We start from the raw sequence: 19,835 nt of genomic DNA, 5'->3' as shown, positions 1-19,835 counted from the left end.
AATACAATTATAAATAATGAAACTTCCCATTCTTAATGTTTGGGAAGTTTTTAATTTAACCCTATCTTTGATAGTATGAAAACAGATATACTAGCTTTTGGTGCGCATCCTGATGATGTAGAATTAGGATGTGGAGGAACGATAGCCAAAATGGTTTCAGAAGGAAAAACCTGCGTTATTGTTGATCTTACGAGAGGAGAGCTCGGAACGAGAGGAACTGAGGAAACCAGAAAAAATGAAGCATTAGATGCTGCAAAAATTCTCGGTGTTTCTATCAGAGAAAATTTAAATATGAAAGATGGGTTTTTGGAAAATAACGAGGAGTATCAGATGAGGATTATAAAAATGGTTCGTAAATACAGACCGGAAATCGTCTTTTCTAATACAACTGATGACAGACATCCAGATCATGCAAAAGGATCGAAATTAGTTTCGGATGCGTGCTTTTTAGCCGGTTTAAGAAAAATCGAAACAGTTTTGGAAGGCGAAATTCAGGAAGCATGGAGACCAAAACATATTTTTAACTATATGCAATGGAAAAATGTGGAACCTGAATTCGTTATTGATATTTCAGAATTTCTGGATGCGAAAATTGAAGCTTGTAAGGCTTTTAAGACTCAGTTTTATGATCCGGATTCTAAAGAACCGGAAACTCCGATTACTTCAAAAAACTTTTTGGACAGCTTAACCTACCGAGCGATGGATTTAGGAAGATTATCGGGAGTGGCTTATGCTGAGGGATTTACGTCTGAGAAGCTAATTGCATTGAAAAATTTTGACGGAATTGTTTGGTAATTAAAAAATCTTTCCTATATTTGCACTCACAAAACGGTGATTGTAGCTCAGTTGGTTAGAGCGTCGGATTGTGGTTCCGAAGGTCGTGGGTTCGAGACCCATCATTCACCCAATAAAAGTACACTTTTTAAAAGTGTACTTTTTTACTTTACAACAGATTTTAATTTCAACAAATTAAATTAAAAGTTTATTCCTGAGATTTTCTTGCGTATATTTTTTTTGATCAAGTGCAAAAGTTGGGGGCTATGCAAAAAGTTTAGTCAACCTGAATAGAAAGAAAGTTTTGTCTTTTACTCCCCGGAGTTGTATTCTGAAGTTTTTTATTTTCGCATTAAAAGATTCCGCAGCTGCATTGGTGCTTCTTGCTTCAAAATACAGGTGAAGCAGACTTTCTTTTCTTCAATTTTACAGCATTATAATATTCCGCTAAGTATTATGGAAGCAAAAAATTGGTAATTCTTGTTTGCTGAACATATAACAATGTTGTAAAGAAAAACATACAGGATATTATATCTTTTTGTAATATTGAGAAGTTAAATTTTACCTATTTTCTATATAATTAAAGAAAATCAAAAAAAATATGTAAAGTAAGTTCTGGTAATTAGTTTTGCAGATTACAAATAATATGATACATTCGTTAAAAAAACCATGAAAAAAACATTGAAATTTTTAAAAAAAACGATATCATACTTTATTATTTTTTGGTTTATAATATTCGCAATATTATATTTAACAGGAAATAAATATTTTTTTAGGGCAGTTAGATTAACTTATTTACAAGGCAATACAACATCCAATATATCTGATGCAAAAGACTTTGATGTTAATACTATTAAATCTTCAAAACCCCAAGATTGGGAACTACATCCAAATTACAATAAAGCAAAATTGTCAAATGAGTTTGTAAAAGAATTAGAAAAATATAAGACTGCTGTTTTTTTGGTAATTAAGGATGGTAAAATACTTCAGGAACATTATTGGAGGCCATACTCCGAAAAATCCCTGACCAATTCTTTTTCAATGGCAAAATCTTTGGTGACGCTTTTAGCTCAAAAAGCAATTGAAGATGGGTATATTAACAGTTGGGAACAACCTATTACAGATTATTTACCAGAATATAAAAATGATCCCAATGCTCAAAAATGTACCATAGCTGATTTATCTAAAATGACTTCGGGTTTTAATTGGAAAGAGGATTATTATTTTCCATTAAATCCAACTTCGAAGGCGTATTATGGAAAGAATATGGACGAAGTAATTCTGAACAGAAAATTTATACAAGCCCTAGATACAAAATGGAAATATCTTAGTGGAAACACCCAATTATTGGGATATATAATTAGTAGAGCTACAAAAAAAACTTTGTCTGAATATTTATCCGAAAAATTTTGGAAGCCTTTGGGAATGAGTCAAGATGCAACATGGACAGTGGACCATACAGGAGGTATTGAAAAAGCTTATTGTTGTGTTAGTAGTTGTGCGAGGGATTTTGCAAAATTTGGACAGTTGTACTTACAAAAGGGAAATTGGAATGGAAAGCAATTAATAGATAGCACGTTTTTAGAAAAAGCAACCCATCCTAATTCTCTATCTCCCGGAGTATATGGTTATGGTTTTTGGATGGATTATACACATAAATATCCATTTTATATGATGAAAGGACATTTGGGACAATATGTGATTTGCTTACCCAAACAAAATGCCATTATTGTCCGTTTAGGAGAAAGTAGAACAAAAGAGCTTGGTGAAAAAAATAAGTTTTTAACGAAAGATATTTATCTGTATATTAATGAAATAGAAAAATATTGAATTAATTTTTTGTTAAATTCATACTTTAGTGATATTTTTAAACGTTTTTTTAATACTTTAGCCAAAAAAGAAAAACCAATGATTAAAAAAACACAAGAAAAGTAATATTTATTATTTAGACTTAAAACTTCTTTTAATTATTTTCTTTTGTCTTTTTATCTCTCTTTATCTCTTTTGCGCATATTGATATGTGACTTAAGGGGCGAAGCCATAAACAACCATGATCTCTTACTCAAATGAATTTTATTGAAGGATGGTATGTTATTTATACCAAGTCTCGTTACGAAAAAAAAATTGCTCAAAAATTGACAGAAGAGAACTTTAAAGTTTTCTTACCACTTAATTCAACGATATCTCAATGGAGCGATCGTAAAAAGAGGATAGAAAAGCCTCTTTTTAGTTCTTATGTTTTTGTTTATCTAGAAACAATTAAAGATTATCTGAAAGCTCTAACTGTAGATGGGGTTGTATTATTCATAAAGTTTGGAGGTAGATTAGTTAGAGTTCTTGACGAAGAAATTAACAGTATTAAAATATTTTTGAACCAATTTTCTCAGGTTGAACTTAAGAATTCTTTAGCTATACAAGTCGGAGAAAAGAAGAGGATAATATCCGGTCCTTTTGAAAGTTACGAATGCGAAATTATAAAAATAGATAATAAGCAAAAGATTTGTGTAAGGATAGGTTCATTAGAACAAAGCCTTATTGCTGAAATACATTCTTACCATTTAATTTGAAGAATCTTCACAGATTATTTTCATCAATTTTATGAAATGAACTCTGAAAATTAAGTATCTGAACTGATTTTTAAGTTTAAATAGAATGTTAATAGACTACTGATTTAATGATTTTAGTCTATATTTTTCATGATTCAAATGTAGATTAATTCGAATAGATCATTTCAAAATTCAAGAAATAGTGCATGATTTCATTAACTAAATGAAGCGTTATAAATACAAAAAAAGATAAAAATAAGTGACAAGTACACAGGATAAACAGTATTAAAAATATCTATTTATTCTGTATAATTAAAGCAAACTCAATACTGAGATTAATTTCTATGATTTCAAGAAAGATAAAAATGGTCTCACACCGAATAAATCCTAGTTGTTAAAAGGTTTGCAATAAAGAATCTAATATAAAGATAATAACGCAAAACTTTAAATACATTTTAAATTCTTAAAGAATACTTCCTTTTCTAAAAATAGATAATGATAAATTATTAGATAAGTATTCATATAAATTTGAATTTAATTCATCCTTATAATTCAAAATATTTTTTAAACCAGCATAAAATAAGTGTAATAATGGGAGATAATCAGTTTTTATCCAATAATTTTTGGAGTAAAAAAATTAGATATAAAGACAGAGCTGTTTTTTCAAAGAAAGAGATAAATAATCTTAAAATAGAAATATCTAAAAATGATTTGAAAGATTTCATTAAGATATCAAAGAACAATCATCTTTCAAAGTTCACAATAATTTCGTCCATCTTTTCTTTTTTGATAAAAAAATATTTTTCAAGCTTTCAAAATATTGTAAAAATATATCCTTCCAATCTTCTTAATTTAGAAAAGCTTGTGCTGCTGGAAATTAAAGACAATGATATTGTAACATTTAAAGAATTATTGCAGTCTACGGCTAATGAAATTAAGGAAACATTTTCTTACAAAGATTATAATTCTACAGAATTAGAGCTGGATTCATTTTCAAATTATTCAATCAAATTCGGTTCAGAAGTTCATGATGTAAATGATATAAAAGATAATGTTTCTTTGTTATACGAAGAAACTGATGATAAAATAATTCTAAGCATTTATCATCAGGAAACTAATCAAGAATATCTTCTAGAAAGCTTGCTTAATAATTTTGAAGATATTCTTTCTGATTATGAATCATTTCTAAATCGAGAAATAAATTCTTATTCTCTTACTGATTCTAAAGCAAGAGAACAGATTCTTTTAAATTTTAATGCTACAGAAGTTACATATCCATCTGATAAAAATGTTCTAGATTTATTAGAGTCTCAGGTTATTTCTAGACGCAATTATACAGCTGTTGTATACAAAGACAGAGAACTCAGCTATGAGGAATTAAATGAATTGTCCAATCAATTAGGTCATTATCTCATAGATAATTATAACATTCATGGTGATGATTTAATTTGTATAAAACTTCCTCGAAGTGAGAAAGTGATCATCGCAATATTGGGAATTTTAAAGTCTGGAGGTGCTTATGTTCCAATAGATCCGGAGTATCCCAATGAAAGAATAGATTATCTTTTGAAGGATACAGGGTGTAAAGTCTTAATAGATGAATCTTTTTTATCAGAGTTTGAAAATCAAAGAAAGAATTACTCAATTAAAAATCCTGAAATAACCATACAATTGGATCATTTGGCTTATGTAATTTATACCTCTGGTACTACAGGTAATCCAAAAGGTGTAATGATTGAGCATAGGAATTTATTTCATTCGACAATAAATAGAATTAATTTCTATTCCATTGAAAGCATGTTACTGGTTCCTTCTTTTTCCTTTGATTCTTCAGTAGCTGTTATTTTTGGCGTTTTATGTAGCGGTGGAAGGCTGTTGCTTGAAGATAATAATAAAATAAAGGATTTAGAATATATATCCAATCAGATTATAAAATATAATATTGATGGGGTTTTATGCGTTCCAAACTATTATTCTAATTTAATTCCATATCTTAATGAAAATGGTGCTGGGAAAAATAATTTAAAACATATTATTGTAGCAGGAGAAGAATTAGTAAAAAACTTAGTATTAGATCATCAGAAACACAGTAAGGCTACATTGTATAATGAGTATGGTCCTACCGAATGTGCGGTTTGGTCATCTGTTTCTGTTGTAGAAAATACTAATGTAAATATTGGACGATCCATTCCAAATACTGAAATTTATATTCTCGATGAAAACAGGCATTTGTTACCGATTGGAGTTGCCGGAGAATTGTATATATCGGGTGCAGGTCTGGCTCGTGGATATTTGAATCTTCCAGATCTGAGTTCTGAAAAATTTGTTGCTAATCCTTTTGTTGATGGAAGGAAGATGTACCGAACGGGAGATTTGGGACGCTGGTTACCAGACGGGAATATTGAGTATCTGGGGAGAATCGACCATCAGGTAAAGATTCGGGGACATAGAATAGAACTTGGAGAAATTGAGAACCAGGTATTTTCTTATAATACTTCAATTAAATTTACTATAGCTGATGTTAAAGAACATGAGGGGGAAAAGAGTTTGGTTGTTTATTATGTAAGTGATACTATTATAGACAAGCAGAAATTATCTGAATATTTAGAAAGCAAATTACCTCAATATATGCTTCCAAGTTTTTATGTAGCCTTGGAAAGCATGCCCTTAACCAGTAATGGTAAAATCGATAGAAAAATGCTTCCTGAGGTAAGTTCAATAGATTTAATAAAGACAGAGTATATTGCTCCAAGAAGCTCAGAAGAACACGCTTTAGTATCTGTTTTTGAACAAGTATTGAAGTATAATCCTATTAGTATCCGTGATAATTATTATAATCTGGGAGGAGATTCAATAAAATCAATTCAGATTGTATCAAGATTACGTCAGCTCGGTTATAACCTTAAGGTAGAACATATTTTACGCTATCCTGTATTAGAAGAGCTAGCTCGTTACATTACAATAGATGTTTCCGAGATTAACCAATCAGCAGTTACGGGAGATAGTGTTCTTACCCCTATCCAAAGATATTTCTTCGGGAATGAAAATATAGTTAATAAAAACCATTATAACCAAGCTGTTATTTTAAAGAGCAGCGAAAGACTTTCATATTCTGTATTGGAATCTTCAATCCAGTCTTTAGTTAATCATCATGACGCTTTAAGGATGTTGTATCGTGAGGAGAATGGAAAATGGAGTCAGTATAACTCAGGAACAGAAGGGAATCATTACCATTTTGAATATTTTGATGTAAGAGAAGAGGGTTCTCTCGAAGCAGAACTTGCTTCTTTAGAAAAAATAGGCGAGCATCTCCAGAGTAATATAGATATAGAATCGGGTATTCTATTCCATATAGGCCATGTTTCGATGAGCGATATGGATAGAATAATATTAGTTATCCATCACTTGGTTGTAGATGGAGTTTCCTGGAGGATTTTGCTGGAAGATTTAGGAAACTTATATGACTCTGGAATTAAAGGAGTATCTTATGAACTTCCATCCAAGACAGATTCTTTTCAGAGTTGGGGCACCACTTTGGAAGCTTACAGTAAGAGTCCTATTCTTTCCAAAGAGTATTTGTATTGGGATAGTATAGAATCAGATGTTTATCCTGCTATAGCCACTGATTATACTTTGAACGGCAAACATATTTTAGATACCAGCATAAACTTTTCGTTGAATGAAGAGTCTACGAAATTATTACAAACCCATGTAGGTAAAGAGTACAGTGCAGAAATTAATGATGTATTATTAACGGGTCTGGCATTGTCACTACAAGAGGAGTTTGGAATTAATAAGACTAAAATCTTAATGGAAGGTCATGGCAGAGAGGCTATGAGTACAGGTCTTGATATCAGCAGAACAGTAGGATGGTTTACCACTTTATATCCTTTTAGCCTTGATATCAGCAATAATAACCAACCGGCTTTAGTTAGTGTAAAGGATGGCTTACGGGGAATTCCAAACAAAGGAATCGGTTACGGAATCTTAAATTATCTGGGAGATTCATTTTCATCAACAAATAACCCATCTATTCAATTCAACTACCTAGGAGATTTTGATGATGCTATAGGACATCAGTTTTATTATAGCTCAGAGTCTATCGGCATTTCGGTATCTGAAGAAAACCTTGGAACGGACATTTTATTAGATGTTTCGGGAATTACGATTAGTGGTAAAATGAATCTCACGATCCGTTATTCTAGTAGTGTCTTTCATGCAGCAACAGTTCAGAAATTGATGGACAATTATCAGAGTCATTTAGAAAAAATGATTCATAAGGAGAAAGAATCAGAAGTAATTTTAACCCCATCGGATCTTACTTATAAAGAGTTGCCATTCAATACTATTCAGGAGATTAATAAGAGTTTTGATATTGAAGATATTTATGAACTTTCTCCGATGCAACAGGGATTGTATTATCATTGGATGGCGGCTCCGAAAGGATCTGCATATTTTATGCAGACCTCCTACAGATCTAAATTCGAGGGTTTTGAAGTATTAGAAGTAGAAAGAGCCTTTGGAATTCTTGTCAATCGTTATACGGTTTTACGAACTTCATTTGACAATCGTTTTGGAGAAGTTCCTTTGCAGATTGTTCATAAGAAAGCACAAGTTGATTTTGAATACCTTACCATAGCATCTGAAGATTCTTTAGAAATCGATCTGGAGAGTATTAAGCAAAATGATATTACCCGTGGTTTTGACCTGAGTAAACCTACTCAAATGCGTCTAATAATAGTTAAATTACCAAACGATACATATGAGTTTATATGGAGCTATCACCATATTGTAATGGATGGCTGGTGCTTAAGTATTCTAATCAATGATTTCTCTGCAATACTAGATTCGGTTAAGCAAGGTCTGGAAATCAATTTACCGGAGCCTCAGAAATATTCTGCTTATCTTAAATGGCTTGGAGGAATTGATAAAGACTCTTCAATGCTTCACTGGAAAAACTATTTAGAAGGAATTAGCGCTCCAACCCTCATCCCTTTTGAGAAAAGAACCAAAGATGAGTTGCCTCATTTCGTTACCGAGAAATTTAATGTAACGGGAGATGAATTTAAAGAAATTAGCCAGCTGTGCCAAAATTTGGGAGTCACTCTCAATACTTATATACAAGCTATTTGGTCTTATCTTTTAAGTAAATACAATTCTTCAGAAGAAATTATATTCGGAGCTGTTGTGTCGGGAAGACCAGCTGAGATTGATAACATAGAGCATATGGTAGGGTTGTTCATCAATACCATTCCTGTAAGGATTTCGGTTAAAAATGATGACACACCGTATAGCTTATTGAAGAAAGTACATCAGGATTCTATACAAAACACAGAGTATCATTTTAACAGCTTGGCTGAAGTACAATCTTTATCTCCTTTAGGTAAAGATTTGTTGAGCAACATTATTATATTCGAAAACTATGTGAAGCAAGATGTCAGTAATACGTCTAACTTGGGTTTGATTGATGAAAATGTAGATACTTTTGAACAAACAAATTATGATTTTAATATTGTCGTAGTTCCTGGAAGGAATAATTTGTCCGTATATTTTAAATACAATGCATCTGTATTCTATGAATCTTTAGTAAAATCTTTAGTTAGCCACTTTAAACATTTATTAGGACAATTTGTAGCTTGTCCTGATCAGCAGATAAATAACTTCAGCTATTTAAGTACTTCGGAAGTAAAAGAATTATTGGATGATTTCAATGAAACAGAGATTTCTTATCCTTCAGAAGAAACTATTGTAAGCTTATTTGAATCCCAAGTTGCAAATACTCCTGATAATATAGCTGTTGTTTTTGGAGATATAAACCTGAGTTACCAGGAATTAAATAAACAATCTAATCAATTGGCTCATTATCTTAGTGAGAAGTATGATATAAAATGCGATGATCTAATTTGTATTCAGTTACCACGTAGCGAGAAGATGATAATTTCAATTCTTGGGGTTTTGAAATCAGGAGGAGCGTACGTGCCTATTGATAATGATTATCCTCAGAATCGGATTGACTATATAGTAGAAGATACAAAGTCGAAAGTAATTATTGATGAAAAATTTTGGTTAGAGTTTAATCTTTTAAAGGATGATTATTCGGTTGATAAACAGGATGTTGCTGTTAAGTCTTCGGATCTAGCTTATGTAATTTATACCTCTGGTACTACAGGTAATCCAAAAGGTGTAATGATTGAACACAAAAACGTAGTAAGATTATTTTTCAACGATAATGCTCTTTATGATTTTAATAGCAATGATTCATGGACATTATTTCATTCCTATAATTTCGACTTTTCAGTATGGGAATGTTATGGTGCACTCCTTTTCGGAGGTTGCTTGCATGTTATTCCAAAAAGAGTTGCTCAGGACGTAGGAATGTTTTTAAATTATCTAATAACCAATAAGATTACAATATTGAATCAGACACCTGCCGCATTTTATAACTTAGCAGGGTATGATCGGGCGTTTAATCATCAAGAGTTGGCATTACGTTATATAATTTTTGGAGGTGAAGCGTTGAATCCTTATTTGCTTAAAGACTGGCAAAGTAAATATCCAGATATAAAATTAATTAATATGTATGGAATTACTGAAACTACTGTGCATGTTACTTATAAAGAACTTAGTGTAAAAGATACTAATTCTGTTCTGTCAAATATTGGAAAGCCTATCCCAACACTTAATTGCTATATTCTCGATGAAAACAGGCATTTGTTACCGATTGGAGTTGCCGGAGAATTGTATATATCGGGTGCAGGTCTGGCTCGTGGATATTTGAATCTTCCAGATCTGAGTTCTGAAAAATTTGTTGCTAATCCTTTTGTTGATGGAAGGAAGATGTACCGAACGGGAGATTTGGGACGCTGGTTACCAGACGGGAATATTGAGTATCTGGGGAGAATCGACCATCAGGTAAAGATTCGGGGACATAGAATAGAACTTGGAGAAATTGAGAACCAGGTATTTTCTTATAATACTTCAATTAAATTTACTATAGCTGATGTTAAAGAACATGAGGGGGAAAAGAGTTTGGTTGTTTATTATGTAAGTGATACTATTATAGACAAGCAGAAATTATCTGAATATTTAGAAAGCAAATTACCTCAATATATGCTTCCAAGTTTTTATGTAGCCTTGGAAAGCATGCCCTTAACCAGTAATGGTAAAATCGATAGAAAAATGCTTCCTGAGGTAAGTTCAATAGATTTAATAAAGACAGAGTATATTGCTCCAAGAAGCTCAGAAGAACACGCTTTAGTATCTGTTTTTGAACAAGTATTGAAGTATAATCCTATTAGTATCCGTGATAATTATTATAATCTGGGAGGAGATTCAATAAAATCAATTCAGATTGTATCAAGATTACGTCAGCTCGGTTATAACCTTAAGGTAGAACATATTTTACGCTATCCTGTATTAGAAGAGCTAGCTCGTTACATTACAATAGATGTTTCCGAGATTAACCAATCAGCAGTTACGGGAGATAGTGTTCTTACCCCTATCCAAAGATATTTCTTCGGGAATGAAAATATAGTTAATAAAAACCATTATAACCAAGCTGTTATTTTAAAGAGCAGCGAAAGACTTTCATATTCTGTATTGGAATCTTCAATCCAGTCTTTAGTTAATCATCATGACGCTTTAAGGATGTTGTATCGTGAGGAGAATGGAAAATGGAGTCAGTATAACTCAGGAACAGAAGGGAATCATTACCATTTTGAATATTTTGATGTAAGAGAAGAGGGTTCTCTCGAAGCAGAACTTGCTTCTTTAGAAAAAATAGGCGAGCATCTCCAGAGTAATATAGATATAGAATCGGGTATTCTATTCCATATAGGCCATGTTTCGATGAGCGATATGGATAGAATAATATTAGTTATCCATCACTTGGTTGTAGATGGAGTTTCCTGGAGGATTTTGCTGGAAGATTTAGGAAACTTATATGACTCTGGAATTAAAGGAGTATCTTATGAACTTCCATCCAAGACAGATTCTTTTCAGAGTTGGGGCACCACTTTGGAAGCTTACAGTAAGAGTCCTATTCTTTCCAAAGAGTATTTGTATTGGGATAGTATAGAATCAGATGTTTATCCTGCTATAGCCACTGATTATACTTTGAACGGCAAACATATTTTAGATACCAGCATAAACTTTTCGTTGAATGAAGAGTCTACGAAATTATTACAAACCCATGTAGGTAAAGAGTACAGTGCAGAAATTAATGATGTATTATTAACGGGTCTGGCATTGTCACTACAAGAGGAGTTTGGAATTAATAAGACTAAAATCTTAATGGAAGGTCATGGCAGAGAGGCTATGAGTACAGGTCTTGATATCAGCAGAACAGTAGGATGGTTTACCACTTTATATCCTTTTAGCCTTGATATCAGCAATAATAACCAACCGGCTTTAGTTAGTGTAAAGGATGGCTTACGGGGAATTCCAAACAAAGGAATCGGTTACGGAATCTTAAATTATCTGGGAGATTCATTTTCATCAACAAATAACCCATCTATTCAATTCAACTACCTAGGAGATTTTGATGATGCTATAGGACATCAGTTTTATTATAGCTCAGAGTCTATCGGCATTTCGGTATCTGAAGAAAACCTTGGAACGGACATTTTATTAGATGTTTCGGGAATTACGATTAGTGGTAAAATGAATCTCACGATCCGTTATTCTAGTAGTGTCTTTCATGCAGCAACAGTTCAGAAATTGATGGACAATTATCAGAGTCATTTAGAAAAAATGATTCATAAGGAGAAAGAATCAGAAGTAATTTTAACCCCATCGGATCTTACTTATAAAGAGTTGCCATTCAATACTATTCAGGAGATTAATAAGAGTTTTGATATTGAAGATATTTATGAACTTTCTCCGATGCAACAGGGATTGTATTATCATTGGATGGCGGCTCCGAAAGGATCTGCATATTTTATGCAGACCTCCTACAGATCTAAATTCGAGGGTTTTGAAGTATTAGAAGTAGAAAGAGCCTTTGGAATTCTTGTCAATCGTTATACGGTTTTACGAACTTCATTTGACAATCGTTTTGGAGAAGTTCCTTTGCAGATTGTTCATAAGAAAGCACAAGTTGATTTTGAATACCTTACCATAGCATCTGAAGATTCTTTAGAAATCGATCTGGAGAGTATTAAGCAAAATGATATTACCCGTGGTTTTGACCTGAGTAAACCTACTCAAATGCGTCTAATAATAGTTAAATTACCAAACGATACATATGAGTTTATATGGAGCTATCACCATATTGTAATGGATGGCTGGTGCTTAAGTATTCTAATCAATGATTTCTCTGCAATACTAGATTCGGTTAAGCAAGGTCTGGAAATCAATTTACCGGAGCCTCAGAAATATTCTGCTTATCTTAAATGGCTTGGAGGAATTGATAAAGACTCTTCAATGCTTCACTGGAAAAACTATTTAGAAGGAATTAGCGCTCCAACCCTCATCCCTTTTGAGAAAAGAACCAAAGATGAGTTGCCTCATTTCGTTACCGAGAAATTTAATGTAACGGGAGATGAATTTAAAGAAATTAGCCAGCTGTGCCAAAATTTGGGAGTCACTCTCAATACTTATATACAAGCTATTTGGTCTTATCTTTTAAGTAAATACAATTCTTCAGAAGAAATTATATTCGGAGCTGTTGTGTCGGGAAGACCAGCTGAGATTGATAACATAGAGCATATGGTAGGGTTGTTCATCAATACCATTCCTGTAAGGATTTCGGTTAAAAATGATGACACACCGTATAGCTTATTGAAGAAAGTACATCAGGATTCTATACAAAACACAGAGTATCATTTTAACAGCTTGGCTGAAGTACAATCTTTATCTCCTTTAGGTAAAGATTTGTTGAGCAACATTATTATATTCGAAAACTATGTGAAGAATGAACCTAATGAAAATTTTGAAAATATAAAAGTTTTTGACCAGTCCAATTATAACTTTACATTAGTAGTAGAACCTTACGAAGATTATTTACATATAGATTTTGAATACAACGCATCTGTATATTCTTCTTATATCAAGGTTTTAGTTTCTCATTTTAAAAATACACTTAACCAATTTAAAACTCATATTAATACCCCACTTTCAGAAATTGATTATTTAACTTTTGAAGCTCGTGAAGAATTATTAAAACACTTTAATTCCACCTTGGTTTTATATCCCGAAGATAAAACTATTGTAAGTTTATTTGAAGATCAGATAAGTCTTACCCCAGACAGTACTGCTGTTGTTTTTGAGGATATTAGATTGAGCTATGCAGAATTGAATGCCAAGGCATCTTGCCTTGCCCATCAGCTAAAAGATACTTATGGGATTAAGAAAGGCGATCAGGTAGGAGTGATGCTTAATCGAGGTGAGAATCAGATTATTTCTATACTGGGGATACTAAAATTAGGAGCAATTTATGTACCTATTGATGCTAACCTTCCTAAATCGAGAAAAGAGGTGATGACATCTGGTTTATCTTTACTAATCACTGAATCTTACTATTTCTTTGATCTGGATTTCTATTCTGGTAATTCATTTTCAATAGATTTAGAGTTTACAGATGAAGATGCTTCAGATTTCAAGTCCGAAGTTTTAGGAAAAGATGATATTGCCTATATCATTTATACCTCCGGTTCCACCGGAGAGCCCAAAGGAGTTTTGAATACCCATCGAGGTATTTTGAATACGATGCTTTTCCAGAAAGACTTCTTTGAAGTACCCTCGTGTGAAAATGTAGCTCAGTTTGCTTCTTTTTCATTTGATGCATCTATTTCAGAGATATTTATGACACTGCTTTGTGGCAAGTCTCTTCATATTCTTAGTGATTCAGTGAGAAAAGATGCGTATGCTTTTGAGGAATATGTAGAAAAACACTCGATCGATTTAGTGACCTTGCCTCCTGCCTTTTTCAGTTTATTAAATGTCAATAAGCTTCAGAAATTAAAGGGATTAATTACAGCAGGGGAATCGGCCGTTATCGTTAAAACAAAAGAATACCTAAAGTATGGTACTTTCTACAATGCTTATGGACCAACCGAGACAAGTATTTGTGCTACTGTATATAAAATAGAAAAAGGGAGTGAGCTGAAATCATCTGCCATACCGATTGGCAAGCCTATTGCCAATACTCAAATTTACATTCTTGATTCACACGGTCATTTAGTACCTATAGGTGTTGTTGGTGAGCTTTACATTTCGGGTTCAGGACTGGCCCGAGGCTATCTTAATCTTGAAGAATTGACAGAAGATAAGTTTTTAGACAATCCATTTGTTCCAGGAACAAAGATGTACCGTACGGGAGATTTGGGACGCTGGTTGCCAGATGGTAATATTGAGTATTTAGGCAGAATTGACCATCAGGTAAAGATACGTGGGCATCGGATAGAGCTGGGAGAGATCGACAGTTATGTTTTAACTTACAATGCAGATATAAAGAGCGTAGTTACTGAAGTTAAGGAACATGGAGGAGATAAGATTCTGGTGGTATATTATGTTTCCGGCTCCCCGATAGATAAGCATGATTTATCACAATATCTTGCAGGAAAGCTTCCCCAGTATATGCTTCCGGGTTTTTATGTAGAATTGGATCATATTCCTTTAACGAGCAACGGGAAGGTTGACCGAAAGAGTTTACCTGAGGTAAGCAGTACGGATATGATTAAAAATGAATATGTAGCGGCGAGAAATGAAGAAGAACAAGTGCTGGTTTCTATTTGTGAGCAGGTCTTAAAGTATAGACCTATCAGTATTCGAGACAATTATTATAACCTTGGAGGAGATTCCATAAAATCAATTCAGATCGTTTCCAGGCTTCGTCAGCAAGGGTATAGCCTTAAGGTAGAACATATTCTTCAGTATCCGATTTTAGAAGAGCTGGCAGGTTATATCACGACAGATATTGTTGAGATTGATCAGTCTGTTGTTATAGGAGAAAGTATACTTACTCCTATCCAAAGATATTTCTTTGAGAGTGAGGATATTGTTAACAAGAATCATTATAACCAGTCTGTTATCCTAAAGAGTACAGAAAAGCTTTCGGTAGCTGCATTAGAAACTTCTATAAAACGTCTTGTCGAGCATCATGATGCCTTGAGAATGGTTTATAGCGAGAAAGCTGGATTTTGGGTTCAATATAATTCAGGAATAGAAAATAATCACTATCATTTGCAATCTTTTGATCTAAAAGATAGCGGAAGTAACTCAGAAGAATTATCCCGATTACAAGAGATAGGCGAGGAGCTTCAAAGCTCCATAGATATAACTTCAGGAGTTCTATTTCATGTAGGCCATGTATCAATGAGTGATGGCGAGCGTCTTATATTAGTGGTTCATCACTTGGTAGTTGATGGTGTATCATGGCGTATCTTGTTGGAAGATTTAGGAAAGTTATACAAATCGGAAGTTCAGGGGCTATCTTATGAGCTTCCCTCCAAGACAGATTCTTTCCAGCGTTGGGGTAACGCATTGGAGGATTATAGCAAAAGCTCAGCATTATCTAAAGAGCGTTTGTATTGGGAAGGAATAGAATCCGAAACATATGCTTCCATTACTACGGATTATCCGGTGAAAGGCAAACAGATCTTAGAAAACAGCTTAGGTTTTGACCTGAATACCGATACTACAAAATTACTACAAACACTTGCGGGTAGGAAGTATAATGCAGAGATCAATGATGTTTTATTAACCGGCTTAGCATTGTCTCTAAAGGATCAGTTTGGAGTATGCAAGACGAAAGTTTTGATGGAAGGCCATGGTCGTGAGACTATGGGTACAGGTTTAGATATCAGCCGTACGGTGGGTTGGTTTACCAGTGTGTATCCTTTTAATCTTGATATCAGTGATGATAGCCAACCCGTCATGGTAAGTGTAAAGGAGGGTATGCGAGAGATTCCGAATAAAGGAATCGGTTATGGTATTCTGAATTATCTGAATGAGCCATTTACTCCAAAGAGTTTGGCTTGGTTACAGTTTAACTACCTTGGCGACTTTGATGATGCAGGAAATTATGATACAGGAGAATCTCAATCATTATTCAGTTATAGTTCTGAAAATATAGGTCCTTCCGTTTCCTTGGATAATTTATTTACAGATATCTTACTGGATGTTTCCGGGATGACGGTTAATGGAGTAATGAATATCAATATTCGTTTCTCGAATAAAGTATTTACAGCAAATACGATAGAGTCTCTTTTATCAGCATATCAGTCTCATTTAGAATCTATGATCAGAGAAAGCGAAGATTCATCAGTGGCTTTAACCCCATCAGACCTTACTTACAAATACAAAGGCTTATCATTCAGTATCATTGAAGAAATCAGTAAAGATGCTGAAATAGAAGATATTTACGAACTTTCTCCGATGCAGCAAGGATTGTATTACCATTGGTTAGTAAATCCTAAAGGTTTGTCATATTTTATGCAGACCTCCTATCGTGTTAAGGCTTCTGACCTAGATTTATCTCTGATAGAAAAGGCATTTGGAGCATTGGTTAACCGTTATACCATTCTTCGTACTTCCTTTGAGAACCGTTATGGAGAAGTTCCTTTACAGATTGTTCATAAAGAGGCTCGAGTTGACTTTAAGCATTTGATCCTGGCATCCGAACTTGAATTAGATAATATTAAACAAGGCGATATAGACCGAGGTTTTATTCTGAGTGAGCCTACGCAGATGCGTTTACTTGTGGTTGAATTACCGGATGGATATTATGAGTTTATTTGGAGTCATCACCATATCATTATGGACGGTTGGTGCCTGAGTATTTTAATTAATGATTTTTCCACAATATTAGGGAGCCTTCAAAATGGTATTTCGATTCCGTTACCTGATACAGAGAAATACTCATCCTATATTAAGTGGCTTGAAAGTGTGGATAAAGAAGAAGCTTTAGCATATTGGAAAAACTATCTTCAGGGCATTGATTCCCCTACATTGATTCCTTTTGTTAATACAGATGAAGCATCCTCTTCCCATTACCTTACCGAAACCCTTAGCATAAGAGATCATGATTTTGGTGCTATTGAAAATTTCTGCCAAGATTTAGGGATTACATTGAACACTTACGTTCAAGGAGCATGGTCTTATCTTTTAAGTTCATATAATTCCTCAGAAGAAGTAGTCTTTGGCAGCGTAGTATCCGGAAGACCTGCAGAGATTCCAGGTATTGAGAATATGGTGGGCCTTTTTATCAATACGATCCCCGTATGTGCACGAATTGGGGAAGAGGATACTCCACGAAGTTTATTAAATCAGATTCATCAGGATTCTATTCAGAGTAGCCGTTATCACTTTAATAGTTTGGCAGAGATCCAGTCTTTATCCTCTTTAGGAAAAGAACTGATAAATCATATTATTGTTTTTGAGAACTATGTAAAGAATGATAAAGGTAATGTAGAAACAAGTTCATATGCGGGCTTATCGTCTGAGTCAGTAGGTTCTTTTGAACAGACAAATTACCCCCTTACGATTGTAGCAGTTCCTGACCATGGCGGTCTGCATATTGAGTTCCGTTATGATGCTTCATTGCTTTCGACATCCTCAATGAAGTTTTTGGTATCTCACTTTAAAGAAGTACTTCATCAGTTTGTTTTTTCTTCTGAAATTCCGTTAAAATCTCTGGATTACATAAGTTCTGAAGAAAAGGCAATTTTGGAGTCATTTAATTCTACGGAAGTTAACTACCCTAGTGATGAAACCATTATAAGTTTATTTGAAAAACAGGTATTAATAACGCCTGATCATATAGCGGTTGTCTATGAAGATATTTCATTGACTTATTTTGAACTGAATGCAAGATCGAATCAGCTGGCTCATTATTTACGTGAGAAATATTCCATAAATGGAGATGATTTGATCTGTATTGAACTTCCTCGAAGTGATAAGATGATTGAGGGTATTTTAGGGATATTGAAGTCGGGAGGAGCTTACGTTCCAATTGATGTAGATTACCCGCAGGATAGAAAGGATTATATTTTGGCTGATACCAATTCTAAGGTAACAATAGACGAATCTTTTCTTTTGGATTTTGAATTGGTAAGAAATTACTATTCGACAGAGAATGTAGATATATTTATCAGGCCGGATCATTTGGCTTATATCATCTATACTTCGGGAACGACAGGAAATCCTAAAGGGGTAATGATTGAACATAAAAATGTGGTTCGTTTATTGTTTAATGATCATTCGCTTTATGATTTTAATAGTAATGATTCCTGGACATTATTCCATTCCTATAATTTTGATTTTTCGGTATGGGAGTGTTATGGCGCTTTACTCTACGGAGGAAGTCTTCATGTAATCACCAGAAAGACAGCTCAGGATCCTGGCTCCTTTTTAAGCTATCTTATCAAGAACAATATAACTATATTAAACCAGACCCCAGCTGCTTTTTATAACCTGTCGGAATATGATAAATTATTTAATCAAGGGCAGTTGGCTTTGCGATACATAATCTTTGGAGGAGAGGCCCTTAATCCTCTTATGCTACAGGATTTTCATCGTAAATATCCGGAAATCCGTATGATTAATATGTACGGAATCACAGAAACTACCGTCCATGTTACCTATAAAGAACTTAGCGCTGCAGATATGACACGCTCTTTATCTAATATAGGCAAACCTATTGCGACATTGGGCTGTTACATACTAGATAAATATCATCACATTGTACCTATAGGTGTTGTTGGTGAGCTTTACATTTCGGGTTCAGGACTGGCCCGAGGCTATCTTAATCTTGAAGAATTGACAGAAGATAAGTTTTTAGACAATCCATTTGTTCCAGGAACAAAGATGTACCGTACGGGAGATTTGGGACGCTGGTTGCCAGATGGTAATATTGAGTATTTAGGCAGAATTGACCATCAGGTAAAGATACGTGGGCATCGGATAGAGCTGGGAGAGATCGACAGTTATGTTTTAACTTACAATGCAGATATAAAGAGCGTAGTTACTGAAGTTAAGGAACATGGAGGAGATAAGATTCTGGTGGTATATTATGTTTCCGGCTCCCCGATAGATAAGCATGATTTATCACAATATCTTGCAGGAAAGCTTCCCCAGTATATGCTTCCGGGTTTTTATGTAGAATTGGATCATATTCCTTTAACGAGCAACGGGAAGGTTGACCGAAAGAGTTTACCTGAGGTAAGCAGTACGGATATGATTAAAAATGAATATGTAGCCCCAAGTACAGAAACTGAACTGCTATTGGTTGAGCTGCTATCAAAAATTTTAAATTATCAGAAAGAAGATATCAGTATCCAGACCAATTTCTTCGATATGGGATTAAATTCATTATCCATTGTAAAGTTCTCTCAGCTTTTACGCAAAAATTTTGGTTTAGAGATAGACATAGCCAAATTCTTTTCTTATCCAAACGTATCAGAGTTAGCCCAGTTTATACAAAACATGAGTTCATATACTGAAGAAACCACAGTCGAAGATCAAAACCTGTCGGATCATGTAGATAACCTTATTGATAACCTTTTCGAATAAATT

The 19,835-nt window shown here is 33.8% G+C and carries 4 protein-coding genes, 1 tRNA gene and 1 pseudogene; 5 read left to right on the top strand and 1 reads right to left on the bottom strand.

Going from position 1 to position 19,835, the window contains the following annotated elements; all coding sequences use genetic code 11:
* Positions 1 to 75: 75 nt before the first annotated feature.
* Positions 76 to 795, top strand: coding sequence for a bacillithiol biosynthesis deacetylase BshB1 (gene bshB1, locus KKI44_RS11305; RefSeq protein WP_214587378.1), 720 nt, complete (start codon positions 76 to 78; stop codon positions 793 to 795).
* Positions 796 to 830: 35 nt separating this feature from the next.
* A tRNA-His gene (locus tag KKI44_RS11300) sits at positions 831 to 906 on the top strand.
* A gap of 132 nt (positions 907 to 1,038) precedes the next feature.
* Here KKI44_RS11300 and KKI44_RS11295 read toward each other — a convergent pair.
* Positions 1,039 to 1,170: pseudogene (locus tag KKI44_RS11295) on the bottom strand (transposase); the annotation flags it as partial.
* 273 nt (positions 1,171 to 1,443) lie between these two features.
* On the opposite strand from KKI44_RS11295, the gene KKI44_RS11290 reads away from it, so the two are divergent.
* The 3 genes from KKI44_RS11290 (at position 1,444) to KKI44_RS11280 (ending at position 19,832) form a co-directional block, all read left to right on the top strand.
* The gene (locus KKI44_RS11290; protein WP_214587377.1) at positions 1,444 to 2,604 is read left to right on the top strand and encodes a serine hydrolase domain-containing protein; all 1,161 of its coding nucleotides are present in this window, start codon (positions 1,444 to 1,446) and stop codon (positions 2,602 to 2,604) included.
* Positions 2,605 to 2,840: 236 nt separating this feature from the next.
* Positions 2,841 to 3,341 carry a UpxY family transcription antiterminator gene (locus KKI44_RS11285; RefSeq protein ID WP_214587376.1) on the top strand — a complete coding sequence of 167 codons (501 nt, stop codon included), beginning with the start codon at positions 2,841 to 2,843 and terminating at the stop codon, positions 3,339 to 3,341.
* Positions 3,342 to 3,911: 570 nt separating this feature from the next.
* Positions 3,912 to 19,832, top strand: coding sequence for a non-ribosomal peptide synthetase (locus KKI44_RS11280; RefSeq protein WP_214587375.1), 15,921 nt, complete (start codon positions 3,912 to 3,914; stop codon positions 19,830 to 19,832).
* Positions 19,833 to 19,835 lie beyond the last annotated feature (3 nt).

It is taken from the genome of Chryseobacterium sp. ZHDP1, from assembly GCF_018603435.1.
Classification (GTDB): domain Bacteria; phylum Bacteroidota; class Bacteroidia; order Flavobacteriales; family Weeksellaceae; genus Chryseobacterium; species Chryseobacterium indicum.
Note: the sequence above shows the minus strand (reverse complement) of the source record. Positions and strands in the feature narration are given on the sequence as shown.